This is a genomic window from Arcticibacterium sp. SM2516, assembly GCF_057914865.1.
Map to the genome: position 1 here is coordinate 1,399,533 of NZ_CP195290.1, position 26,720 is coordinate 1,426,252.

Genomic DNA, 26,720 nt, shown 5'->3' on the forward strand with positions numbered 1-26,720 from the left:
GTCAAACTCGTAAGAAAATCTTTTTATTATACAAGAACTTTAAAGCTAACCACTTAATAATAAGAATACCAACTGCCATAACTAAGAGTGAGTATGGCTCACCAATCCATTTCAATAACCACTCAAAAAACGCTTCAGCAGTATATTCCCAATTGATAAATTTAATCGATACATAAATGAGTATAGAATTCATTCCGATCACCTGAAAAAACAGTGTCCATTTCTTGAAATTCAATACATCTATCAAGTAATAAAAAAGGGCAAAAAGTATTAAACTAATTCCAACCGTTTGCATGACGAACGAGCTAGACCACAAGTTTTTATTAATAGGAAAATCTAAATTCCAAACCTGTGCAATAACAATGGCTACTATCCCGGCCAAAGCCATATACACAGCTTTTCTTGTTGGATTCACAGTGGTTTTCTTCAATAATATTCCCGTTATGATACCAGCCAAAGCATTTCCAATAGCTGGGATATTATTGAAAAGCCCTACCGTATCATGAATGCCCCTTGAAAGCTTACCTGGCAAAACCAAGCGATCAAAATAGGAAGCAAAATTGCCCTCCATGCTTAAATCACCTGAAAGAAAACCAGGAGCAGCGTTGAATTTCAGAATCAGGTAATAGGAAACCAACAGTCCCATAAACCAGTGTAAAAGCCACTTTTCTTTGACATATAAATAAATGATATTAGAAATAGTATAAGCAATGCCAATACGGCCTAATACACTCATAAACCGTATATCTGAAACTGGTCTTAATTCCAATCCATTATTATAAATCAATCCTAACAAAAACAAAATCAAGCCCCTTTTTAAAACTTTTATCAAAAGCGTTCGCCTGCTTTTTCCGGCTTTTAAGGCTTTCGCAATAGAAAATGGGGTGGAAACCCCAGCCAAAAAAATAAACAAAGGGAAAATCAAATCGTAGGCAGTAAAACCATTCCAATAAGGATGCCTAAACTGGGCAGATAATGGTGTCCAAATGGACCCGTGGTTAATTTTTGCCATGGCATGAATCAACTCTTCTCCACCAATTATCCAAAACATATCGAAGCCACGCAAAGCATCTAAGGAAAGTAGTCTGTACTGGATAAAAACTTCTTTTTTAGCTGACATGTATTTTAAATCTTTGGCTCCCAACCTGGTTCGTAAGTACGTGACCAAAACTTTAAGGCATGCTCGTCATTCATAATATGCCCATTGCTAGCGTCAATATTCAAGGTACGGCCGGTTCGCTGAGATATATTTCCTAATTGAACTAGAAGTGTGCTTTTATACCCACCATTAATGTCTGATATTACTGGGGTACCTTTTCTAATACCATCAAAAAAGTTTTGAATGTGCAAAGCATCTAATTGTTGAGAGGGATTTTGCAAATTTCTAGGGTCAATCTCAAAATCGTTTTTTACTTCCTTTACTAGTCTATCTTGAAGATCAAATATCTTATAAGCATTTCCACTCCCAATAAGCATAGAACCATTTTCTCCATAAAACATCACGCCCACACTGTTGCCTTCATCCAATTTCCCGTTACAGCTTCGACCTTCCCAGGTTATCATACTTTTATTCGCAAACTCTATAGAAATCATCTGAGTGTCTGGCGTTTCCCAATCATCTTGAAATCTAAATCGACCGCCAGAAGAATTAACTTTCACAGGAAAATCTACGCCCAAACCCCAACGTGCCAGGTCTACCATATGAGTGCCATTATTAAGAGCTTCGCCTGTTCCCCAATGCCAAAACCAATGCCAGTTATAGTGTATTAAATTATCCTTAAACGGTTTTCGTGGTGCAGGACCCTGCCAGAGATCATAATTTAGCCAGGAAGGAATTGCCGTATTTTTCCCAATACCAATGGTATCACGGTTATTTGTATACCATGTTTTAGCATAATATGGCCTACCGATAATACCATTATGTAGTTCCTTAATGGCCATGGCTACATTTGGCCAAGATCTACGCTGATTTCCCATTTGTAAAACCCGCTTGTACTTTTTGCCTGATTCCAAAAGCATTTCTCCTTCTTTTGGATTGTGACTGCATGGTTTTTCTAAGTAAACATGTTTGCCCGCCGAACATGCCAATAAGGTAGCTGGTGCATGCCAATGGTCTGGTGCGGTAACTATTAATACATCAACGTCTTTATCCTCTAAGGCTCTTCTGAAATCAGGTGTATTATGAGGTCTTTTCCCCTGCACTTTATCCACCGCTTCTATACATATTTCGGATGCTCTAGCATCCACATCACAAATGTGAATCACTTCACAATTTTTCTGATTGGCGAAGTTTTTAGCCACTGCTAATCCGCGACTATTCACGCCCATACTGGCAGCTAATATCCTGTCATTTGCACCAAGAATATTAGCGTAAGTTTTTGCAGAAAAACCTGGCAAAATTCCACCTAAAGAAAGTAAGAAGGCACCTCCTGTACCTTCTTTCAAAAAGTCTCTACGCGATTTTTTCATTTTAAATCTATCTAGGGTAAATTATCTGTTCAAGATAGTCATTAAAATCAAAATAATTGCTGGGTCTCTTACTCGTACTGGCTAAAGGTTTTTTATAGGTATCTCAATGATAAATTCACTTCCTTGTCCAACCACAGAATCTACTTTCAACTCCCCACCATGTGCTTTGACAATATCGTAAGCTAAACTCAGCCCTAAACCAGTACCTTGCCCAGAAGGCTTGGTGGTGAAGAAGGGCTGGAAGATTTTGTCTTTGATGGAATCTGGGATGCCTGGGCCGTTGTCTTTAATGGCTATTTGCAGTTGGCTTTGGGCTGTGAGCTTTGTGCTGATTGTGACTGTTGGTTTATAGCCTTCAATCCTTTTTTGAGCTTGTTCATCTACGGCCTGAAAAGCATTATTAATTAAATTCAACAGCACCCTTCCAAAATCCTGCGGGATTACCTCAATCTTAGGCAGTTTTGGATCAAAGTCTGTGACCATTTCTGCATTAAAGTTCTTATCCTTCGCTCGGAGACCCTGCCTGCCGGACAGGCTGGCGTGATACGAAAGTCTCAAATACTCATCAGCTAATGCATTGATATCTGTCAATTCCTTTTTGCCAGAACTGGTTCTGGAATGCTCCAACATGCCTTTTACAATGCTACTGGCACGGTTGCCGTGGTGGTAGATTTTAGAGAGATTTTCTTTTATGTCTCCTAATATTTCTTCTTCAAGATTCTCATCCCGTTCACCTTTAACCTTTAACCTTTCACCCAGAACCTCATCTATCAATTCCTCACTTACTTCCGAGAAGTTATTTACAAAGTTTAGTGGATTCTGAATCTCATGGGCTATACCTGCCGTTAGCTCTCCTAGGCTTGCCATTTTTTCGGATTGGATGAGCTGGGCTTGGGTGGATTTGAGGTTTTCTAAGGACAGGTTTAAATCTCTTGTCCGTTCGCTAACTTGTTTTTCAAGAATTATATTTTGACTTTCTAAAAGTTCCTTTTTTTCTTCTGTAACCAGTAATAATTTATCGGCATTTTGACGGACTTCGATGATTATTTCTTTGAAACGCAGTGCAACATAAACTAACAAGGAAATAGGAAAAGAAAGAAATAAAGCCGTTACTAAAATAGACTCCGTTATTATATCTCTTTCCTGATTTGACCCAATAAGGAGGGCAATAAAAATCACCCAGATTATCATAAGCAAAAAACCTATAATTATTGCCCAATGGGTTACTTTTAATGATTTCCACGAAGAAATAATATAGTATAAAATAGTGGCAAGCGTAAACAATACAATCAGGATATCAATTACTTCATTTGACTGATAAAAAAGAGCAGAAAGATTGTAGACTATAAACGAAAGAAAAATAATGTTTAAGGTTTTTGTGATTTTCCTGTTAAAAACAATAACAAACAGAAGGATGCTTATTGCTTCAAAAAAAACTGATATAAATTGCATTAAAAATTTTGAAATAATCAAGCTATCGTATGATGCAAAAGGATTATGAATCATAAATCTACCAACTGAAAATATTGCCAACATGGTGGAATAAGCCGCAATGATTTTGAAGCTTTTTTCTTTTGGATTTAGAAATGCCAATAGCCAGAATAGCAAACTCAAAAATATACCAACTACGATTCTTAGTGTTGTGTAAATAGGTTCTTCGGTAATGTGTTTATCCCAAATTGCGTTTTCAGTCTCATTCATAAATCCTAAGGTTGAACTTCCTTTAAAAGCACTTTTGGGTAAAGCAGAAAGTTCATCCACATAATGAATTGCCAAGACATGTTCTGCTCCAGGAAGAACGCTAAGTACTATAGGGCGTTTATGATTTACCAGATTTTCTTTGAATGGTGTCCCATCACTGCCTGTGTTTCCGTAACGATGAATCAATTTTCCATCCATATACAAATCCATGGCAGCCCAGCCTAGAGTGAAAAAGTTGATGTGGTTATTGAGTAGGCTAGAATCTATCTTTATTTTTGTTCGGAACCAACCCTCAAATCGTCCATTGGAATCAGCAAAAGACTCCTTGATATCTGCAGGTTTTAATTTTTCCCAGCTGTCGGTATTCAGGTTGGACTGAGCATAAAGACTGTCGTGGCCTTTTTTGAAAAACCAGACATTCATATCGGACAGATTAATTTTCTTTACTTCATTTAGTACAGATTGTGTAATTGTTAACACTTCCAATCGTGGCATATGGTCTTTCCAGGCCCTGATGTTATTTTGTATTAGGGTATCTTTTGTAATGGTAACAGATCGGCTCCAGCCCCCTATATCATTCTGTTCATACCCATAAAAGCTTGCTTCTTTTTTATCCTCGCTATCTCTGTAAAAGCAATACTGATAGGTTCCCGCTTTTAAGTTCAGCGTGATTGATTTTTTATTAGAGCCAATAGGTTTTAATCTGTAATCTTTGTTGGCAGAATAATCCCAATCGTTGAAATCCCCAGCAAGATAAATACTATCTTTATCAAGCCTGATTTCTTCATTAATATCAAACTTAACATTAAACTGTGCCTGTAAAACAGAGGGTACGAAAAGCAGTAAAATGAAGAAAAGCAGTAAAATGAAGAATTGGATTATTTTCATATATTTTTTATTTACCATTTTCAATTTTAAACTAAGATTATCTTATCCATCTAAAACTATAATAAACACACTTCCACTCCCATCTTCTGTTTCCACTTTCAACTCCCCACCATGTGCCTTCACAATATTATAAGCCAAACTCAACCCTAAACCGGTGCCCTTTCCTGTAGGCTTGGTAGTGAAAAAGGGTTGGAATATTTTGTCTTTGATGGAGTCTGGTATTCCTGGGCCGTTGTCTTTTATGGCTATGAGCAGTTGGCCGTGAGCCGTGAGCTCTGTTTTGATGGAGACTATTGGCTTATAGCTGTCCGAATTCCCCTCATTTCCGTTTAAATTTAACTTTCGCTTTAAGGCTTCTTCGGACACCGCCTGAAAAGCATTATTTATCAAATTCAAAAGCACTCGCCCAATATCTTGTGGAATGACTTCAATTTTGGGAAGGGTAAGGTCAAAGTTTGTGACCATTTCTGCATTAAAGTCTTTATCCTTCGCACGGAGACCCTGCCTGCCGGACAGGCTGGCATGATACGAAAGCCTTAAACATTCATCTGCCAAGACATTGATATCAGTTAGTTCCTTTTTACCAGAACTTGTTCTGGAATGCTCTAACATACCTTTTACAATGCTGCTGGCTCGGTTTCCGTGATGGTTAATCTTTTCTAAGTTTTCCTTAATATCGTGTATCAGTTCTTTCTCTAATTCCTTGTCCCTTTCTCCGTTCCCCTTTTCTCCCTCTTCTTCTAATTCTTCAGCTAGCTCTTTGGTCACTTCTGAAAAATTATTAACAAAGTTTAGCGGGTTCTGAATCTCATGGGCTATGCCTGCTGTTAGCTCGCCCAGGCTCGCCATCTTTTCGGATTGGATGAGTTGGGCTTGGGTGGATTTTAAATCTTTTAGAGATTGTTCTAAGGCCACATTAGTTTCTTCTATTGCCTTTCTTTTTTGTTCGAGTTCTTCAATTGTTTCTTCGAGAAGGATTGAAGTGGTTCGTTTTACTTTCTCCGTTCGTTCTAATTTGAATTCGGCAATTTCTAAATCACTTTTTACCCTTTTGGCTGCTTTTATAAGTTCCTCTTTTATTTCTATCGATACATTATCGATTTGGTTTAAGTATTCTATTATGAATTGTAAGGATTGGTTCATTTTACATTTCTTTTAATGTAACCCAGCAACACATACCAGAATGAAAATTTTGTTTCCCCCCTTTTATTCTTCCAAACTCCCCATACGTATAAAAACCAGCCATAGGCACCTGCCAAACTTCTGCTAAACCTTCATTTTCATTAACGGTTAAGGGCCCTAAAACGGGTGGTCTGCCAGCACAAGAAAAAATAAGTAATGCATCAGCCTTGTTTTCAGTGTTGATTTTTAAAGCTTTAGCCTCTGAAATAATTTCTTCCGAAATCTCGAAATCGGGCGGAGTGGTAAAGTGAAATTCATCACCCTCCTCCATTTCTTTGTCCATTATTAGTGCATTGGATTTTGCATCTATTGATCGAGGTGATTTAAGAATTGTTTCTCCATTTTTACGTTTTGCGATAAATGGAAAATCGACGGATATGTCCCTGAAAACATCAAATTTTTCGTCAATACTTTTTTCAGACATTCCCAAATATTTTAAATACATTTCTACCGCGGGTTTACCATCAATACTATATACTTTATTCCCCGAACTTTTTGTCACTCGTCTGGTAATTCCTAATGGTTTCCATCCGTGAATGGCCATCCCTTTTAAAGAAATTTTATCGCCGTCAAAAACCAATGAAACTATGCCATTATGAGATTCTTTTTGATGTGTAAATACAAAGCTGTTTTGTAAGGCCCAATCATCACCGGCCGTACCACCAAAAAAGACGATATCCTCTCCTAATTCTATTACCATTGCTTTTACAAACTTGTCGCCATCAAAGAATTGTCCATCTGAAAATACACCACAACTAGATAATAACATTGTTGGGTTTTTAAAATGTGATAATGCATTTTTTGCTACTAATGAAGCTGCACTATCAATATTGTTATTTTCAACATCTTCAATACTTATTGCATAATATTCTCTTTTAACATCAAGTAAAAGAATAACAATTTCTCCATCACTATGATTACCATTAATAAACTCACCACAAGAAGTAGCACCAAACACATCTATTCCTTGTTTATTCAATAATGCTACTAAGCTTTTCCGGTCTTGTTTAACGGAAATAAAAACGATGGAAAGCGTTGGATTAAAGCCGTCGGCCTTGCTTTTAATTAAAGCAACACTAATTTCTTCGTTTGATTTCCCTTTTATAGATTTTGCTTTCATTTCTTATTTCTCTTTTATAGCTACACAACAAGAAGTTAAATTATGCATTTCCAAGTTTCCTCCTGTGGCTCTGCCCAATTCTGCATTGCTAAACATACCCGCCATAGGTACATTCCATACATTTTTTACACCCTCTAACTCTTGTGTCATTAACGGCCCTAAAGATATGATCCTGCCTAAACAACTAAATACAACTAATGCATCAGCTTGGGGCATTTCAGTTGCTTTTAATTTTTCTAAAGCTTTTACAACTTTGTCCACTACATCAAAATCAGGCGGTAATGAAAACCGTACTTTTGAACCTTGAGGGACGGAGCCACTGGTATAAAAAGAATGATCTGACCAATCAACTTGTAAACCTGGTCGCATGACGGGATCCCCTTTTTCACGTTGTAATTGCAATGGAAAGTTAGCTGCAATATCTAAAAGTAAATTAGTATTTCCTGGTGTTAAATTCTCTATTCCGCCATATTTAGCGGTAATATCTAAAACAGGAATATTATCTACTGTATATACATGATTGCCTTCGCTTTTGGTCACAATTTTATCTGTTCCTACTGCTTTCCATCCACAGGTAGCAATTCCTTTGATCTCAATTTTAGTTTCGTCTAAAGCAATACATACCATTGCATTGCCGCTATCTTGGCCATTGGTAAAAACAAAAGTCCCAGAAAAAGACTGATCATCTCCTGCGGCACCGCCAAAAGCATTTACATCCATACCAATTACATCTTCCAAGCCATGAAGAATTTCTTCGCCATCAACAGCGACATTGCTAATACCGAGTAAAAAAGCGGGTTTGGCAAATTTATTTTTGGCTTTTTGTGCAATATTTGTAGCAATCTCTCTATAATTTTTATTGGGATATTCTTCGAAATAGATTTCAAAATAATCTCTATTCATGTCGAGTAAAAGAATGGCGGCAGAAGACTTTTCGGTTTCTTCATCGGTAAATTCGCCATTGGTTGTACATCCAAAAACAGTAATATTTTCAGCATCCAAAATGGCAGTAATGGCTGTTCTATCGAGAGCAACCGATATAAAACAGATCGCTAGGGTTGGTTTAAAACCATCTACCATACTTTTTTCTAAAGCTAATTTAATTTCTTCTGTAGATTTTCCTTTAATTGATTTTCCTTTCATTTTTTTTAGTTTGGTAGGGAAATAATAAATTTTGTACTAATATTTTTTTGACCAGTTCGTCTGGCAGGCTGGCTCTCCACTTTCAACTCCCCATCGTGTGCCCTCACAATACCAGTCTGAACCACGCCTGTCCCGAAATATTCGGGGGATTTCAATAGATTATTGGATTTCACTGATTTTGATTTCATGCTATTGGTAGTTTTATAATGAACTCAGTACCTTCATTTTCTTTCGACTCCAATTCAATCTCCCCACCATGAGCCTTAACAATATCATAAGCTAAACTCAGCCCTAAACCCGTACCCTTTCCAGTGTCTTTAGTGGTGAAGAAGGGCTGGAAGATTTTGTCTTTGATGGAATCTGGGATGCCTGAGCCGTTGTCTTTTATGGCTATGAGCAGCTGTCCTTGAGCATTGAGCTCAGTTTTTATAGAGACCAATGGTTTACAACCTTCAATGCCTTTTTTTGATTGTTCGTCTACTGCTTGAAACGCATTATTTATCAAATTCAAAAGTACTCGGCCTATATCCTGTGGAATTACTTCAATTTTGGGTAGGGTAGGGTCAAAGCTTGTTTCGAATTCTGCATTAAAATCGTTATCCTTCGCACGGAGACCCTGCCTGCCGGACAGGCTGGCATGATACGAAAGCCTCAAATACTCATCAGCTAATGCATTGATATCTGTTAATTCCTTTTTGCCAGAACTGGCCCTAGAATGCTCTAACATGCCTTTTACTATGCTGCTGGCTCGGTTTCCATGGTGATTTATTTTAGACAAATTCTCTTTTATGTCGCCTAAAATTTCCTCTTCCAAAGCTTCATCTCTTTCACCTTTCACCTTTAACCTTTCACCCAGAACCTCATCTATCAATTCCTCACTTACTTCAGAAAAGTTATTAACAAAGTTGAGAGGATTCTGAATCTCATGGGCTATTCCAGCTGTCAATTCACCAAGGCTGGCCATTTTTTCGGATTGGATGAGTTGGGCTTGGGTGGATTTGAGGTTATCTAGCGAACGCTCTAATTGATTAGTTCTATGGCTCACTTTTTCTTCCAGAATTTTGTTTTCACGAGTTAAGTTTCTCGCTCGATAAACAATATAGGCCCGCAATAAACCTAGACCCAAAATCAAATAAAGAATATAGGCATACCATGTTTGATACCAATACGGCCTTATTTCAAATGAATAGCTGATTTCATCTCCCCAAATACCTTCTGGATTAGCCGCTTTAACCAATAATGTGTAAGAACCATTAGAAAGGTTGCTGTATGTAGCTTCTCCCGTTTCTGTTATCACGCCCCAGTCGTCATCCAAACCTTCCAGATAAAACTGGTATTTGATTCTATCAGGCCTTTTGATCTCTATGCCTGTAAAACCGAAGGTAATATTATTGGTGGCTGCCGAAAGAGAAAGCCATTGCGGTAAATTATTCCAGTGTGAAACACTATCAAATTTTATATTATTAAGGGTTAAACCATTACTCAAAACAATGGTGGTATCTTTTTCAGCCTTAAGATTTAACCAGTTAATTTTCTCATTAAACAATTTGATGCGGGTTAATTCTAGCCCAATGGGCCTAGAATCAAAAACATCACCTTCAGGATGATAGACCGTAACTTTATTCACACCACCGGCCCAAAGGTTACCCTTAGAGTCTTGAGCTAATGCTCTGTACCATGGCCCAATGGCCAGGAAACCATCAGCATGTGAATACGTATTAATTAGCGGAAGCTCAGCTGTTTTTTGGTTTTCTCCAAAAGAAAGATTATTAAGTCCGTTGGAGGCTCCTGCCCAGATATTTCCTTGAGGGGTAGCGACGACACTATTGATGGCATTACTTGAAAGACCAATTGATGAATTGAATTTGGTGAAATTCGCTCCATCAAACTTGACTAAGCCTGCTGAAGTAGATGCAAGCCATATATTTCCTTTTTCATCTTCAGCAAAATCATTAATCACTCCTAAATTTAGTGATTCAAAATCTTCGAATGTATAAAAAGATTTGCCGTCGAACTTTCGGACACCGCCATCAATACAACTAAACCAGACGTTTCCATTTTTATCTTTTAAAGAACCCCAAACTAAAGAAGAACACATACCCTGCTCTGAGCCATAATTAGTAAAAGATTCTCCGTCAAATTTGCTAACACCTATATCTGTTCCAAACCAAATATTGCCTTCGTCATCTTCTGTGATAGTATTTATATTGTTCTGTATAAGTCCTTCTTTGGTAGAATAATTAGTAAAAGATGAGCCGTCAAATTTATCTGCTCCCGAATTGCCACCTCGTGTACCAAACCAAACGTTGTCCTTTGAATCCACAAAAACGTAATGAAATATGTTAAGACTTAGGCCTTGTTCCTTCGAATATTTATAAATAGTATTTTCTGTAATATAATAGGCTCCATAATCCCAAGTAACCACCCAAATATTGTCATTTTTATCTTTGGTTAATCCTCGTATGTTTTTAATATCAATGTTGTCAAATAATGCACCATTTAGGATATTAACTCCTCCATCGTTTGAACCAAACCAAATGGTGCCATCCTGAGGTACAAAAATGCTCAAGATTGTTTCGTCATTTAGGCCTTGTTGCTCACCATAATGTGTGAAATATTGACCGTCATACTTAAGGGTTCCTTGATATCCCGCAAACCATATATTCCCTGATATATCTTCGGCTATCGCCAAAACACTTGGAATAAATCCAATTTCAGGTTCAAAATGTAATAAAGAGGTACCATCAAATAGATAAGCTCCGCTATATTCAGTACCTAGCCATAAATGACCGTCTCTATCTTCTTCAATTGCCATTATTCTCCCGACCAGTCCTTGATTTTCTGAATAATTAAAAAAATGATTGCCATCGTATCGACTTACACCCTTATCTGTCCCAAACCATAAATTGCCTTTGCTGTCTTCAAAAGATGAAAGCACAGTATTGGAAAGCAAGCCTTCACTGGTGGTGAACTGCGTAAAATGCTTACCATCATACATACTTATTCCTCCGTCACTGGTGCATATCCACAAATTGTCCTTATGGTCTTCTGTAATATTGGTAATGTTTAGGCCTACTAGTCCTTCTTCAAGAGTGAAATTAGTGAAATTAGACCCATCAAATTTACTCAAGCCTAATTGCGTTCCCACCCATATATTTCCGCTATTATCCTCTAGAATGTCTTGACTCGTAGTAGCTATAAGTCCCTGAGAAGAATTATAATTGCTAAACGACTCTCCATCATATTTGACTATACCAGTTCCAAAAGTCGCTAACCAAATATTGCCTTTCTTATCCGAGATTATAGCTTTAATAATATTTGAAGGAAGGCCTTGCAGGGCACTTAAAGAACTAAAACTGTCGGGATTAATATCTTTCATCCTAGGCTTTCCAGCCTTGACTATATCTGGTGCCCCTGCTTTAAATGGCTTGTGAATAGCTTCTACCTTTTGGGGCAAAGCGTATTTCCCTTCACCAGGAGTGCTTATCGTTGGCTTTCCCATAAGAATTCTCTTTGGCGATTCAGTCAATTTTACATTATCCTTATAAGGTATAATTTCGGGTTTACCTGCTAGTTTCTTCACAGGACTTCCAGCTTTTATAACCTGTGGGGGAAGGAGCCCTTCCTTTGGTATTTCTACCAGTTTGGCTACTGAAACTTCAGGCTTTTTCAATGCTCTTGCCACATTCTGTCTTTTGTCTTTACAGGACAATGAAAAAACAAAAATGAATATTATTAAAGCATTGAACACTTTATTGAAAATAAGCGTATTAGAGCTATGTTTTTGTTTCTTTTTCATAGCGGTAACTTAATTACAAATTCTGTTTCGATAGCATGAGATATCATAGTCAACTCCCCACCATGAGCCTTTACTATATCATAGGCTAAACTCAGTCCTAAACCAGTACCTTTCCCAGTGTCTTTGGTGGTGAAGAAGGGTTGGAATATTTTGTCTTTTATGGCGTCTGGGATGCCTGGGCCGTTGTCTGTGATGGCTATGACTATTTGCTTTGAGCCTTGGGCTATGGGCTCCTGGCTCGTAGTGATGCTTACCGTTGGTTTATAACTATCCGACTTCGCCTCATTCTCAGATGAATTTAGTTTTCGTTTTAAGGCTTCTTCGGACGTAGCTTGAAAAGCATTATTAATTAAGTTCAAAAGTACTCGACCAATATCTTGAGATACGATTTCTATTTTAGGTAGGATAGGGTCGAAATCTGTATTAAAATCAGCATTAAAGCTTTTATCTTTTGCTCTTAAGCCATGATATGCCAATCTCAAATATTCATCAGCTAGTGCGTTTATATCTGTCAATTCTTTTTTTTCAGAACTAGTTCTGGAATGCTCTAGCATACCTTTTACGATGCTGCTTGCTCTCTGCCCGTGGTGGTTTATCTTTTGAAGGTTTTGTTCTATATCTGTAAGTATTTCATCTTCCAAAGCCTCATCTCTTTGGTCTTTAGTCTTAAGTCTTTCCTCTTTTATCTCCTTAATCATCTCCTCACTCACTTCCGAAAAATTATTGACAAAGTTTAAAGGGTTCTGAATTTCATGGGCTATGCCTGCAGTAAGCTCACCTAAGCTTGCCATCTTTTCGGATTGGATTAATTGGGCCTGTGTTTTTTTAAGGTTTACAATGGAATTATTTAAATTACTATTAGCTACTTCTAAAGACTCCTTATTGCTTTCTAATTCATTAATAGTGGCGTTCAGTCTATTTTCAAATATCAGACTTAGAAATAAATAAATGAATATCAAACCCGCATAGCAATTAAGAAAATATAGGGCATCGTTCTCTGTATTGTAATTTTTGGGAAGAGGGCCATTTATAATCCAAAATAAGCCTAGGGCTATGACCACAAACAAAATAATAAATGCCCAAATAAAGGCGTTCCGCACATCCATAAATAAAATTGCACAAATTGGCATTAAAGTTAACCAAGGAGTAACTGGACTTTGAAGTCCTCCTGAAAATGCCACCAAAAGAACCCCAAACGCGGTTCCGTTTAAGATAAACAGGTGGGCTATTATTTTGGGTTTAACCCCTAATTTTATCAAAAATGGAAGACTGAAAAAGATAGCGGACTCTATAGGCAGTATATACAAACCAAGCTTGAAATCTATCATCAGACAGTTGCCAATATAGAGTAACATAAATATTCCGGCCAGCACACTTGCTCTTATTAGGATATTTGTCTGCCGTTGAGTTTTGGGGTTTGTATGAAATTTTTCACCCAAGCTATCTAACCAAGCAACGAAACTTTTAAACCTTCTTTTTAACTTTTCCATAGCTTTTTTATAAATGTCATAGCAAGGTGATTTAATATCCAAATTGGCGTATAGACAACCATACAAATCTCCATCCATCGAGGAATTTTATGGCTAAATGGTAGTCCTTTAAGGTATCGCTTTTTATCATGCCACTTAAGCAAATTGAATAAAGACGGTTCAGAAAGTGGCCATATTTCACAAAGTTTTGCATCACTTTCAGATGCATCAATAATGTCATTAACCGCTCTTCTAGCTGCTTCGTTTGCTCCTTCCATGGTGGCTAAGTCGGTATTTGTCCGGACGTAATCAGATGCTAGAAAAAAGTTAGGGATATTAGTAAAGGTAGTTGGTCTAAGAGCCCAGGAGTTGACAGAGTTTATCAGTAGAGGTTCTTCTTCGTTTTCATGACCAAGGGCATCATTCCATTTAATATCACGATCAAGGTACCAAAACTCAATCATTTCGTCTTTTAATAACTCTACTCCATCAATATTTACGCTTCTTTTTAATTGTTCCCATACCAGGTCTGCTACCTGCTTTGGCTTACAGTCTTCCGCAAACACAGCTTTGGCTTTTTTGTCCTCAATAGATTTATATTTTGTGTATAGCCAATCTGAAATATCAACAGAAAGAACGCCTTTCACCTTTCCATTATATCTTTCGCCAAGGTCGTAGTCTTTCCAAAATTGAACTTGAGAAATGGAGGTTATTGCCCATTCCGTATAGCTATGGCAAACGTGCCCATGTGCCATTTCTACATCTACATTCAAGTAAAACTGAATTCCATTCATCCATGCCGTAGATTCAGATAATTTTTCAAGAAACTGAAATTGATTATCCATTGCTTTCATTTTCTCATTGATTAGCCCAACAGCTCTTTCAACAGGAGTACAAAGCAGATAGTAATCTCCTTTTACTTGAATTTCATTTCCTTTATCATCAGTAACTTTGGCATAGGCAATGCTTCTGTCTTCGTTGGTTTCAAAGCCAATTCCAGTATGATTCTTAAAATACTTAACATTTTTGCTTAACAGATAGTCATACCATGGATTCAACCATTTTTCATTTGTTGGGCCGTTTAACACTCTATCGACATTCAAACCTGGATTAAGCATATTATACATAAGCTGTAAAGTAATGCTTGAACCTGTTTTCATACTTGCTATTTCGGCTCTTGCGGCCACCAGTGTACGCGTAAGCCCCTGAACTAAAAGATGCCGATAGTTGTCAGAAAAACGGTCGGCTTCCAAATAGGTCCACCAAGAATTTTTTTCATATTGTTCACTTTTTCGTACTGACGATGTTATCATTAATTGCCATATTCTTTTGGCAAAAAAGGACTTTTCCTCATGGCTAAGACCACTATGAACGCCGCCAAACATATCATGAACTAATAATTCAAGGTCTTTTCGTGTTTTCGGGAAGTTTGCCAAAATCTTTATTGGAGGCATATCATAGCGAGTGAGCTCTATCTCGGTAGTATGGGTTAGGTTGTCAAAGACTCCATTTTTGTTTTTTGTCCCATCACTATTGCTATATGGGATTCGTTTCATGGTGTCTGTTACATGTTTATAAAAACCCGGAAAGAATCTAAACCCATGCTCGCCAGGCAAGTATTTATCCTGCTTTTGAAGATTAGTACCTGGGACATCTACCGAACGGGCTTTCCCGCCTACATAGACCTTTTTCTTCTCGTAAACTTCTACTTCAAATCCACGTTCTACAAGCTCATGGGCAGCACTCATACCTGCAACACCACCTCCAATAATTACTACTTTTTTCATTTTATTAATAGTTTCATGTGATAATCGTAATACTACGTTGGTCAATCGACCGAAAATTGTAAGTAATTGTGGTTTTGAGTTTCTGCGTTTTTTATAAAATATGAGTGGGCTTTATCGTTTCATGATTTGAGAATACAGTTACAATCCACTGAATATTAGTCAGGTGTGATAATCCGTTGGCAAGTAAAAACTAAATATTGTTCCTTTTTCTGTATCGCTCTCCATAGTTAACTCCCCTCCATGAGCTTTCACAATATCATAAGCCAAACTCAGCCCTAATCCTGTTCCTTTTCCAGTGTCTTTGGTAGTAAAAAAGGGTTGGAAGATTTTGTCTTTTATCGAGTCCGGGATGCCTGGGCCGTTGTCTTTTATGGCTATGAGTAATGAGCTATTAGCTTTGAGCTCCGTTTTTAAGGAGATGGTAGGTTTATAGCCTTCAATTCCCTTTTTTGCTTGTTCATCTACGGCTTGAAATGCGTTATTAATCAAGTTTAAAAGCACTCGTCCAATATCCTGAGGTATGACATCAATCTTTGGTAGGGTAGGGTCAAAGTTTGTTACCATCTCAGCATTAAAGTCTTTATCCTTCGCTCGGAGTCCATGATACGAAAGTCTCAGATATTCATCTGCCAAAGCATTAATATCGGTCAGTTCCTTTTTGCCAGAACTAGTTCTAGAATGCTCTAACATGCCTTTTACGATGCTGCTGGCACGGTTTCCGTGGTGGTGGATTTTAGAGAGATTTTCTTTTATGTCTCCTAATATTTCTTCTTCAAGATTCTCATCCCGTTCACCTTTAACCTTTAACCTTTCTCCCAAAACTTCCTCTATCAATTCTTCACTTACCTCACTAAAATTATTGACAAAGTTCAGAGGGTTCTGAATCTCATGGGCTATACCTGCCGTTAGCTCTCCAAGGCTTGCCATTTTTTCTGATTGGATGAGTTGGGCTTGGGTGGATTTTAGTTGATCAAAGGCACTTTCGATTTTAAGTTTTGCTTTCTGTTTCGTTAGATTATTCCTATATAAAAAGATGGCCGTAACTAGTAATAGTATGGCAAAGCTTAAAATCCCACCTATTATTAGGCGATTTTTACTAGCCTTTTCAGTAGCTTCTATTTCAGCTTGTTTTTTATCATTTTTTTCAATTATATCTCTCATTACCTGCATATTACCTGCACCATAAAATGAATTTCGAGTTTCATTGGCTAGTTTAATATAAGTTAAGGCTTGAGCAGGATTTTTAGTGTCGTAATATTCTGCTAGAAATTCAGATGCCCTAATAATTTCAGGCTTAATCGTATTTTCCTGAGCCTCTAATAATCCCTTTTTAGCAAAAAATACCGCAGAATCAAGTTGATTATTTCCTTTATAAAAGAATGCAATATCATTGTAGCTTCCAGAAGAGAAAAAGTGTTCATTATTACGCAAGGTCATATTTAAAGTGTAGAAATAATCTGCCAGTGCCAGCTTTGGTTTTCCTTCTTTTAAATAAATTCTTGCTCTTAAGTTATACCATAAAGGATAAGCATCATAAACCTTTGGATAAAAGCTATAATTTAAAGCCCCAAAAACCTCATAGGATTCTTTCAAATAATGCTTCGCTAAATCCAGTTTGTTCTGCTTTTCATAAAGCGTGGCCAGATTAAAATAGCCAAAAGCTACTCCCACTAAGTCATTTTCACCGAGGGCAATTAATTTATTTAGGTATTTAAAGGCTCTATCATAATCTCCTATTTGTACATAAATTGTCCCAAGAATTGAATACGCAGGTCCAACACCTCCCCCAATGCGACCTGGAATATGCTTACCCAGCTCAATAGATTCCAATGCAATCTCCACGGCTTTGGGTAAATTTCCATCATAAAAATATGCAGTTGATATAAAACCCAATGCTCCCGCTTGAACAGGAATATTATTAACTTTTTTAGCTAAGTCATACGCTTGTTTACTAAAATAAATCGAGGTATCTGGGTTATAAATCTGGGTTAACTCTGAAAGCTGTAATAAATACTCCGACTTTAGACTATCATTTTTAGTATTTTGAATTTCAAATATTAAACTATCAACCACTAGGCCCAAATCCTTTTTTATTTGCTGAGCAAAAACGGAGAAATTTAAAAAGCCAATACATAGTGTATAAAGTAGTATTCTCATGCTATTTTGACTTTAACTGTAAAACTGGAACCGCTATCTATGATTGATTGAACATTTAACTCCCCACCATGAGCCTTAACAATATCATAAGCTAAACTCAGCCCTAAACCCGTACCCTTTCCAGTGTCTTTAGTGGTGAAGAAGGGCTGGAAGATTTTGTCTTTGATGGAATCTGGGATGCCTGGGCCGTTGTCTTTTATGGCTATGAGCAGTTGGCCTTGGGCTGTGAGCTCTGTTTTGATGGAGACTGTTGGCTTATAGCTGTCCGCATTTTCATTCGACTTTAACTTTCGTTTTAAGGCTTCTTCGGACACGGCCTGAAAGGCATTATTAATCAAATTCAAAAGCACTCGCCCAATATCTTGTGGAATGACTTCAATTTTGGGAAGGGTAGTGTCAAAGTTTGTGACCATTTCTGCATTAAAGTCTTTATCCTTCGCACGGAGACCATGATACGAAAGCCTTAAACATTCATCTGCCAAGACATTGATATCAGTTAGTTCCTTTTTACCAGAACTTGTTCTGGAATGCTCTAACATGCCTTTTACAATGCTGCTGGCTCGGTTTCCGTGATGGTTAATCTTTTCTAAGTTTTCCTTAATATCGTGTATCAGTTCTTTCTCTAATTCCTTGTCCCTTTCTCCGTTCCCCTTTTCTCCCTCTTCTTCTAATTCTTCAGCTAGCTCTTTGGTCACTTCTGAAAAGTTATTGACAAAGTTTAGTGGATTCTGAATCTCATGAGCAATGCCAGCGGTGAGTTCACCTAGACTAGCCATTTTTTCGGATTGAATGAGTTGTTTTTGAGTGGATTTTAACTCTGAAAGCGTTATTTCAATACTTTCTTTGGCCTTTTCTAGCTGTATAAAATCGTCATACCTGGCATAGGCTATGGCAAATGAATCAGCTAAAGATTTCACTAGGTCTATTTCATTTTTTCCTAAAGCATCAACGGAACCAACATAAAGCATCCCTTGAGTAAAAGGAATAAAATGAAGGTTTAGAGATTCAGGAGCATTCTCCATGCCCTGGTATGTTTTCTTACTTTTGACTTGCCCAGCTTTTATCATCAATTTTGTCCAATTAAGAAACTCTTCTTGATTCCAGTGTTGATGATAAACTTCATCTAATCGCCAGCTCCGAATTGCTTTTGTAGTAAGTTCGTTGGATTCAAATGCTAGGTCTAAAACACCAAGTGCTTGTCCTTCTGAAGACGATAAATGAACTACCACATGCTCCATTTGTTCATTTACAATAAAAACCCCACATCGTATAAACGGCACACCGAGTGTTTTCAGCTCGTTCCAAATCAAAGGCGTTATTCTCTCCAAATCTGTAGTAGATCGCATACTTGCTATTTCTCCTCTAACTCTTTCTAAGGATGCCTGTTTTGTAGCCTCTTTTGCTTGTGCTTCCGCTTTTTGAAGATCTAGGAAACGAGTGTAAGTCTGCTCGAATACTTTAGCAAATCGTTTAAAAATATCGTGAGCTTCAGGCACCGGCTCTATTGTTATAAACAATAAATAACCATATTTGAAATAGGCCACATGGTCAATCTGATATTCTGGATAGGACCCATTTGATACTTTTAATTGTTTAAGAACTTCTCCTATAATGGGAAGGTTACTCATAAATTCATAATGAGCCACACATTCTTTACCAGCTATTTCTTGTACATAAAATGAATTTTCTTTTTTACCATGGTCATAATATTTCTTAAAAATACCTACCCGTGGTACAATATATTTAGGTAATACTCCCGCTTCATTACCAAACCATTCCATGGAATCATTTTCTTGATAAATATTAAATGCACATCCCCAAGTTTTGATGCCTAATGCTCTTACTTGGCTGTCTAATAAAAAGGAGGTTTCGGACAGTTCCTCACTTTTCTGCATGGCCATAGAACGGCTTCGCACTCTTTCAAGTGCCGCTTCTATCTGTGCTTCTCTCGCCTGAGCTTCGGCTTTTTGAAGGTCAAGAAAACGAGTATATGTTTGTTCGAATACTTTTGCAAAACGTATTAATATTTCAATTCGAGCCTCCAATAATGGTTCAGCTCCTACAATTAATAAGTACCCTTGTTTAAAGTTGAATGTCTGAAGGGCTAACCTTTTAGGAGTGGCTGCAATTAATTCCTCAGCTGTTAGATTAAAATTAATGGTGCGTTCAGCAATAAAAGTTTGATGGGTTATGGTTTCCTTTTCATTCAGCTGGATGAGACAAAAGGGCTCTTGCCTTTTCCAGCTTTTTGTAATCGAACGCATTACTTCAGTCTCCTGATGAGGTATGCCCATTGGTTTTGGTAATACAGTACCATCCATTTGATTAGATATATAACTCCAGCCAATTTTTTCTTCTGCATCCATTAAAACATATCCACTTGTATGATTTGTTATCCCAAATTTTAAAAGCTCTTTATAGAATAGCGATGCAGCGTCTAATAGTTCTTCACTTTTTTGCATGGCCATAGTTCTGCTTCTTAACCTCTCCAAAGCAGCCTCTAACTCTGCCTCTCTGGCCTGCGTTTCTGCTTTTTGGAGGTCAAGGAAACGGGTGTAAGTCTGTTCGAAGACTCTGGTAAAACGTTTAAGGATGTCATTGTCCTCCTCTGAGAACTTTCTCCCCGTTTGATTAATGATAAAAATACTCGTATGATTCAAAACGCAACATGACCTGGTATATCCTCCTTTACTTTCAAGAACTTCTTTTTTCTGTTCGGTTGTTAATTCCGACCAGGGTTCGAGTTCAAACAACGCTTTGAAGTATTCAATTTTTTCCTGATTTGTAAATTCTTCAGTAAAAAAACCTGGACCGTGTAGAATACCCTTTAGCAAGTTGGTAGTAAACGGTTTTCCAAAATTTGGTATAAAAACTTCTGTTGAAGTATCAGCTGTACCTCCTGCCCCCCATGCACTCAGCTCTAGGTCAATATCGTTATTGATAACTACAAAAGAGCCCCCAACAATGGAAATGTTCAATTTGAGCAACTCTTCATGTACAGTGTGGATAACCGCTTGAATTTCTGAGGTGTGGTGCATTGCCAAACTTCTGCTTCGCACTCTTTCCAATGCAGCCTCTATCTGTGCTTCCTTGGTCTGTGCTTCTGCTTTTTGGAGGTCAAGAAAACGGGTGTAGGTTTGTTCGAAGACTTGACCAAAGCGAGTCAAAAGAATTGAATTGGCTACAGAAAGAGGTTCTATTGTAGATGTAGTTAATAATCCAAAATTATTGCAGTATCCCGAAACATACATTTGCTTAGCAGCAGACATCGCTATTCTAACTTCTTCAGGCAGTTTTGATAGTTCTGATGAAGTAAAAAGAAACTTATCATACGTTTTTTTATCTTTTCCAACTAATTGATAGCTCCATTCACTTGTTTTATTTTCCCAAGCCTTAATCATTGACAACGTCATTGGTAGCCCATTTGATGGCACTAAAAACCCATGTGTCTTTATTTCTTTTTCAGGACTTGCCATCCACCAAAGCATTCCTAAAGTTTCGGGATTCACAGTTAATAATACAACCCTTGCAAGCTCAACATCTAATTGAGACAATTCGGCATAGAGTAAATCCACTATTTCTAATAATTCATTAGAACTATGCATACCCATTGTCTTTGCTCTGACTCTTTCAAGGCCTACTTCTATTTGTGCTTCTCTTGCCTGTGCTTCTGCTTTTTGAAGGTCCAGAAAACGAGTATAGGTTTGTTCGAAGACTTTGGCAAATCGAGGTAAAATCTTGGTTAATTCTGGAGACATAGGAACATGGCTAACTGCTTCTAGAAGGCCATATTTCATTGCACCCGAAGAAAACATTACGTAGGGCTGAGATAATATTTCTGTTTTATCATCTTCCGACATACCTCCTAAATTAGTGTTTTCAAAAAGCCACTGTGTATATAGTGTCTTCTGTTCGTGCTCTAATTCAATAATCTGAAGATCATTTTGATTCTCATATGTCATCCAGAGCGTATTGGCTACTTCGTGTCCGTGATTTGGGTAAAAGTATCGTTCTGGTGAAACGGGGTTGTAGGGTGTAGAAAACCAAACATCAAAACCATGTTTGGTTTCATCTGCCAATGCTATGGCGGCACCCCATTCTGCAAAACCTGTACTATTCATTTGAGTGAATAACTCATAAACTACTTCCCCTAATTCATCGCTTTTCTGCATAGCCATGGTTCTGGCTCGAACTCTTTCTAATGCCAATTGTATTTCGGCTTCTCTTACTTGGGCTTCCGACTTTTGCAGATCTAAAAAACGAGTATAAGTTTGTTCGAAGACTTTGGCGAATCTGCTGAAGACATATTCCTCCTCAAATTCTTTTTCAGTAACTATTAGTAAGTAACCATATTTATAAGAAACAACATGATTTTTCTGCCATACAGGAAGTGGTCTTCCAGCATCAATTACTTTCTGAAAACTTGCCTTGAAACTTGGAATGGTCATAAGATGATCATAGATATCCTTAAGTTCCTTTCCATCTTGTACGTAGGAGTAGAGTTCAACTTTATTTTTCCATGTGTCATACATGCTCTGCTCTCCATGGTCAGCATTATAAGGAATAAATACAGGGTCAAAAAACTGATCTGCTATTGGGCTACCTGCCCATTTTTCAACCAACAACTCATCTTCTTTGCAAAAAGCTATTACTACGGACCAAAGGTCAGCACCTAGCATCTTTAATTGTTTAAAGAGTAGTGCAGCAACCTCAGACAGCTCATCACTTTTTTGCATGGCCATAGTTCTAGCTCTAACTCTCTCCAATGCTAGTTCTAATTCAGCTTCTCTGGCCTGTGCTTCTGCTTTTTGGATGTCTTGAAACCTTGTATAGGCTTGGTTAAATACATTGCCAAATTTTTCAAGAATCGACAATATCTCATCATCCTGTGGCACTTCGCTTGATACCAATAGCACTCCAAAGTCATTACATGTGTTGTAGAGATGAATCTGATGGGGTTTCTTCATTCCTTCCTTTACTTCCATTGGCATATTTGCCATTTCGGTATGGTTAAAAAGATAATCATCCATACCTATTTTCAATTTTCCAGATAAGTTATAATACAACCTTGACAAACGGTTTTCCCAAGCTTCCCAATAATCACTTATCACTTTATAATTATTATATGGGATGTGATAGATATCAATTTCAGCTTCCGGATTGGCAGAATACCATTTAAAGGATTTATCTTCTTCATTAAATATCCAAATCACGCACCTTGCAAGGGCAAAATCAAGATTGGTCAACTCTGAGAACATGGTAGATAAAACTGAATTAAGTTCCTCAGATTGGTGCATGGCCATAGACCTGCTTCTCACTCTTTCTAATGCTGCTTCTATTTGAGATTCTCTTGCCTGCTTTTCAGCTTTTTGAAGGTCTAAGAAACGAGTGTAGGTTTGAGCAAAGACTTGGGTAAACCGAATCAGAATTGACTCTCCTTCGTCATCTAAATACGTTCCCGTATTTAGATGGAGGTATCCGTGTTTGAAATTAGCGTTATAAAAGATCGTTGGATTGGGAAATCGCTTTACAATCGCATCAGCTTCCTTGCTATTGTATTGAGGACTGATAAATGCGATGTGTTTTTTCAATTGTACCGAATTCAATTCTTGATAAAAAAGGGACTTCTGCATTTTCCAGGCACCGTACCGGGCATTTAAAATCTGATCTCCCTTGAGCGGAAGTTCGAGTTTACCTAAAAAGGTACCATCATCCCGTGTTAGCCAGGCGTACTGAACTTTCTCTTTTTCGAGAAGCTCTACATAGCCACAGTTGAAAAAATCACTAACACTCAAAGCCATCAGTTCTTTGTAAAGCAGAACGGAAACTTCATTTAATTCAGAACTTTTGTGCATCGCCATAGTTCTGGATCGCACTCGCTCCAATGCCAATTCAATTTCAGCTTCTTTTGCCTGAGCTTCCGCTTTTTGAAGGTCAAGGAAACGAGTGTAAGTTTGTTCGAAGACTTTGGCGAATCTGGTGAAGACATATTCCTCCTCGAATTCCTCTTCAGTAACTATCAATAAGTAACCATACTTATAAGAAGCAACATGATTTTTCTGCCACACAGGAAGTGGTCTACCGGCATCAATAACTTTCTGAAAACTTGCCTTGAAACTAGGTATAGTCATAAGATGATCATAGATATCCTTAAGTTCCTTTCCATCTTGTATATAAGAGTAGAGTTCAACTTTGTTTTTCCATGTATCATACATGCTTTGTTCACCATGATCAGCATTGTATGGAATAAACAGAGGGTCAAACATCTGATCTGTTATAGGGCTACCTCCCCATTTTTCAACCAATAACTCATCTTCTTTGCAAAAAGCTATAACTGCGGTCCAGAGGTCAGCTCCGAGTATCTTTAATTGTCTAAAGAGAAGTGCCGCTACTTCAGACAACTCATCACTTTTTTGCATGGCCATAGTTCTAGCCCGAACTCTCTCTAGTGCTAGTTCTATTTCTGCCTCTTTCGCTTGTGTCTCTGCTTTTTGGAGATCGAGAAAACGGGTGTAGGTTTGTTCGAAGACCTTTGCAATTCGCTGAAGAATAGCCACCTTTTCATCAGAGATTGGTTTCAAGTCAATAGTTTCTACGATGCCGTGGCTCATAAATGCATCGTGAACAACAGTATATTTGAGAGACTTCAATAATTTCTTTCTGGATTCCGGAAAATTCTTAAAACCGGTTTTGGTAAAGACGTGATCGTCAAATCTTTTCTTTAGGTCTCCCTCGAATATAATCGCCTTGTATTTTTCTCCGTTTTTCCAGCCCTTGATCTGGCTCTGATAATAGGGGTGTTCATGGTAGGGGACAAGGTAGGACATGGGGTCGCTTCCCTTTTCAAATCCAGCAAACCAGTAGTGAGCATCTAACTTTTCCCTATCGTAAATTATAATGTCACAGCCTTCCGAAGTGAATCCCATTGCGGTGAGTTGTTCGAATACAACAGCAATAACCTCACTCAGTTCCTCAGTTTTTTGCATCGCCATCGTTCTTGCCCGAATTCTCTCAAGTGCTAGTTCTATTTCTGCCTCTTTCGCTTGTGCCTCTGCTTTTTGAAGGTCAAGAAATCTAGTGTAGGTTTGTTCGAATACTTTGGCGAATCTTCCTAAAATAGTCCTATGTTCTTCGGATAATTCTTGTTCTGAAATAACATGTAAATAACCCTTTGAGAAATTTCCGAAATGAAAGTGGACTGGATCTGGGAATCCATATTTTTCAATCCAAGAAGAAGCCTTGCCTAATTTTATTTCCTTTGACGTAATATATTCTAGATTATCATTCAGCTGCTGGCCTCCTACTTTTTGATGAAATAACTTTTCACTCTTTTTCCATGCCTGATACCTGATTTCTAAAATATCATTACCCTTTAAAGGCATTTGAAATCGGGTTAGTTGCTTATGGTCAATATGAAAATTCCAAACCTCCTGGATTTCATTTGGCTCATCAATGATATGAAATCCGCAAGACTGAAAATTGGTAATTCCTAGTCTATTTAATTCTATATAAACCACTGAGGATACGCTTGCCAATTCTTCAGCGGAGTGCATGGCCATGGAACTTGATCTGACACGTTCCAAAGAAACTTCTATCTCAGCCTCTCTGGCTTGTGTTTCCGCTTTTTGGAGGTCAAGAAAACGGGTGTAGGTTTGTGAAAATATTTTTGTAAACCTAGAAAGAATGGTTTCGGCTTCTGTCAACAATTCATCTTTTGCTATTATATGCAAGTAACCTTCATCGAAGTTTCCACAGTAAAAGTGGCAGGGATCTGGCATGAAAGGAATAATACTTTTCATTGCATTTTTAGAAAGAGACCGGTCTTTCACGTATTGCTGATGCACTTTAAGTACCTTACCTTCTACTTTTTGATGAAAAACTGGGATTCTTTCTTTCCAAGCCTTTAACCTTTTTTTTAGTATTGTATCACCTGGATATGGTAGGTTTAACTCTTCAATAAAAGTTCCCTCAGGCTGAGTCAACCAACCATTTTGTACTTTTTCATCTTCATTTACTATGACAAAACCACAGTTGAAAAACTTGCCAATTCCAAGGGAATTGAATTCTTTGTAAAGTAGAATTGCCACTTCTCCTAGTTCCTCACTTTTGTGCATAGCCATAGTTCTGGCCCTAACTCTTTCTAAAGCCAATTCAATTTCAGCTTCTTTTGCCTGTGCTTCTGCTTTTTGGAGATCTAAAAAGCGGGTGTAGGTTTGTTCAAAAACTTTGGCGAAGCGAAGCAATATTTGGGCATTCTCTTCACTAGGCATTGTTAAATCAACGGATTCGAAATATCCATACCTAAAATAGCTGAAGGTAAAACATACCGTATTATGAGCGTGAATATTTTGTTTTAATTCTTCGGGTAGTTTCCTAAAATCGGTCTCTTCTAAAACATAATTGTCATAATCCTTTTTGTCCTCTCCTTCCAGATATACTATTCTTTGGGGATTTTTATTTTTCCAATCTTCCCAAATTTGATTAAAAACCTTATTTTTTCGACCTACAACTTTATAACTCTGCAATAAGTCGGAATGGAGATTGTCGGCAAACCAGCACTCTATTGCGTTTTCTTCCTCTCGAAACAATGATATCGTGATTCCAGAAGTAGAAACTCCAAAAGGTTCAATTTCCTTATATAATTTTTTGACCAAGTCTAGCAGTTCCTCACTTTTGAGCATGGCCATACTTCGACTCCTTACCCTTTCCAGAGCCGCTTCTATTTCCAATTCTTTTTTTAGATGACCTATTTCTATTGACTTTTCGCGGAGGAGATACTCTAAATCTGATTTAGCATCCATGGCTATGGTTAGTTTTTTTATAAGCTATAACACTCAATTTAACCATTACTCATAATAACTAAATGCTGATTTTCAAATATTTATGGAGTGGTAAATCAAAAAAGTCTCTTTTCTGTTTTGAGTTTAAATCGTCGTAGTTTTCTAATCATCTTTTTTGAATGTTGGGGGATGCGGTTTTGATTTGAGTCTCCCATGGCCGAATTA

12 protein-coding genes are annotated in these 26,720 nt (G+C 37.6%); all 12 read right to left on the reverse strand.

What is annotated here, in order from left to right; all coding sequences use genetic code 11:
* Position 1: 1 nt before the first annotated feature.
* Positions 2-1,120 carry an acyltransferase family protein gene (locus tag ACSBFT_RS05830; protein WP_489603895.1) on the reverse strand — a complete coding sequence of 373 codons (1,119 nt, stop codon included), beginning with the start codon at positions 1,118-1,120 and terminating at the stop codon, positions 2-4.
* A 5-nt stretch (positions 1,121-1,125) separates the two neighbouring features.
* Positions 1,126-2,469 (reverse strand): Gfo/Idh/MocA family protein, encoded by a 1,344-nt coding sequence (locus ACSBFT_RS05835; protein ID WP_489603896.1) that lies wholly within the window; start codon positions 2,467-2,469, stop codon positions 1,126-1,128.
* A gap of 81 nt (positions 2,470-2,550) precedes the next feature.
* A complete protein-coding gene (locus ACSBFT_RS05840; RefSeq protein ID WP_489603897.1) occupies positions 2,551-5,058 on the reverse strand; it encodes an ATP-binding protein in 2,508 nt (835 codons plus the stop codon).
* Between the two features lie 42 nt (positions 5,059-5,100).
* The gene (locus tag ACSBFT_RS05845) at positions 5,101-6,201 is read right to left on the reverse strand and encodes a sensor histidine kinase (protein ID WP_489603898.1); all 1,101 of its coding nucleotides are present in this window, start codon (positions 6,199-6,201) and stop codon (positions 5,101-5,103) included.
* A gap of 1 nt (position 6,202) precedes the next feature.
* Complete coding sequence (locus ACSBFT_RS05850) at positions 6,203-7,360, reverse strand: FIST signal transduction protein (protein ID WP_489603899.1); 1,158 nt, start codon at positions 7,358-7,360, stop codon at positions 6,203-6,205.
* Between the two features lie 3 nt (positions 7,361-7,363).
* The gene (locus tag ACSBFT_RS05855; protein ID WP_489603900.1) at positions 7,364-8,503 is read right to left on the reverse strand and encodes an FIST signal transduction protein; all 1,140 of its coding nucleotides are present in this window, start codon (positions 8,501-8,503) and stop codon (positions 7,364-7,366) included.
* Positions 8,504-8,508: 5 nt separating this feature from the next.
* On the reverse strand, positions 8,509-8,691 hold the full coding sequence (locus tag ACSBFT_RS05860) for a hypothetical protein (protein ID WP_489603901.1): 183 nt from the start codon (positions 8,689-8,691) through the stop codon (positions 8,509-8,511).
* On the reverse strand, positions 8,688-12,302 hold the full coding sequence (locus tag ACSBFT_RS05865; RefSeq protein WP_489603902.1) for a sensor histidine kinase: 3,615 nt from the start codon (positions 12,300-12,302) through the stop codon (positions 8,688-8,690). Before ACSBFT_RS05865 ends, ACSBFT_RS05860 begins: the two co-directional genes overlap by 4 nt.
* Complete coding sequence (locus ACSBFT_RS05870; RefSeq protein ID WP_489603903.1) at positions 12,299-13,792, reverse strand: sensor histidine kinase; 1,494 nt, start codon at positions 13,790-13,792, stop codon at positions 12,299-12,301. The genes ACSBFT_RS05865 and ACSBFT_RS05870 overlap by 4 nt, the downstream gene beginning before the upstream one ends.
* Positions 13,780-15,558 (reverse strand): hydroxysqualene dehydroxylase, encoded by a 1,779-nt coding sequence (locus ACSBFT_RS05875; RefSeq protein WP_489603904.1) that lies wholly within the window; start codon positions 15,556-15,558, stop codon positions 13,780-13,782. The genes ACSBFT_RS05870 and ACSBFT_RS05875 overlap by 13 nt, the downstream gene beginning before the upstream one ends.
* A gap of 159 nt (positions 15,559-15,717) precedes the next feature.
* Positions 15,718-17,715, reverse strand: coding sequence for an ATP-binding protein (locus tag ACSBFT_RS05880; RefSeq protein WP_489603905.1), 1,998 nt, complete (start codon positions 17,713-17,715; stop codon positions 15,718-15,720).
* Positions 17,712-26,516 (reverse strand): sensor histidine kinase, encoded by an 8,805-nt coding sequence (locus tag ACSBFT_RS05885; protein WP_489603906.1) that lies wholly within the window; start codon positions 26,514-26,516, stop codon positions 17,712-17,714. Before ACSBFT_RS05885 ends, ACSBFT_RS05880 begins: the two co-directional genes overlap by 4 nt.
* Positions 26,517-26,720: the final 204 nt, after the last annotated feature.

Excerpts from the sequence above, each read along its gene's own strand:
- ACSBFT_RS05850 (WP_489603899.1), bottom strand. The coding sequence starts at position 7,360 with ATGAAAGCAAAATCTATAAAAGGGAAATCAAACGAAGAAATTAGTGTT.
- ACSBFT_RS05830 (WP_489603895.1), bottom strand. The coding sequence starts at position 1,120 with ATGTCAGCTAAAAAAGAAGTTTTTATCCAGTACAGACTACTTTCCTTA.
- ACSBFT_RS05875 (WP_489603904.1), bottom strand. The coding sequence starts at position 15,558 with ATGAAAAAAGTAGTAATTATTGGAGGTGGTGTTGCAGGTATGAGTGCT.
- ACSBFT_RS05835 (WP_489603896.1), bottom strand. The coding sequence starts at position 2,469 with ATGAAAAAATCGCGTAGAGACTTTTTGAAAGAAGGTACAGGAGGTGCC.
- ACSBFT_RS05840 (WP_489603897.1), bottom strand. The coding sequence starts at position 5,058 with ATGAAAATAATCCAATTCTTCATTTTACTGCTTTTCTTCATTTTACTG.
- ACSBFT_RS05865 (WP_489603902.1), bottom strand. The coding sequence starts at position 12,302 with ATGAAAAAGAAACAAAAACATAGCTCTAATACGCTTATTTTCAATAAA.
- ACSBFT_RS05855 (WP_489603900.1), bottom strand. The coding sequence starts at position 8,503 with ATGAAAGGAAAATCAATTAAAGGAAAATCTACAGAAGAAATTAAATTA.
- ACSBFT_RS05885 (WP_489603906.1), bottom strand. The coding sequence starts at position 26,516 with ATGGATGCTAAATCAGATTTAGAGTATCTCCTCCGCGAAAAGTCAATA.
- ACSBFT_RS05860 (WP_489603901.1), bottom strand. The coding sequence starts at position 8,691 with ATGAAATCAAAATCAGTGAAATCCAATAATCTATTGAAATCCCCCGAA.
- ACSBFT_RS05845 (WP_489603898.1), bottom strand. The coding sequence starts at position 6,201 with ATGAACCAATCCTTACAATTCATAATAGAATACTTAAACCAAATCGAT.
- ACSBFT_RS05880 (WP_489603905.1), bottom strand. The coding sequence starts at position 17,715 with ATGAGAATACTACTTTATACACTATGTATTGGCTTTTTAAATTTCTCC.
- ACSBFT_RS05870 (WP_489603903.1), bottom strand. The coding sequence starts at position 13,792 with ATGGAAAAGTTAAAAAGAAGGTTTAAAAGTTTCGTTGCTTGGTTAGAT.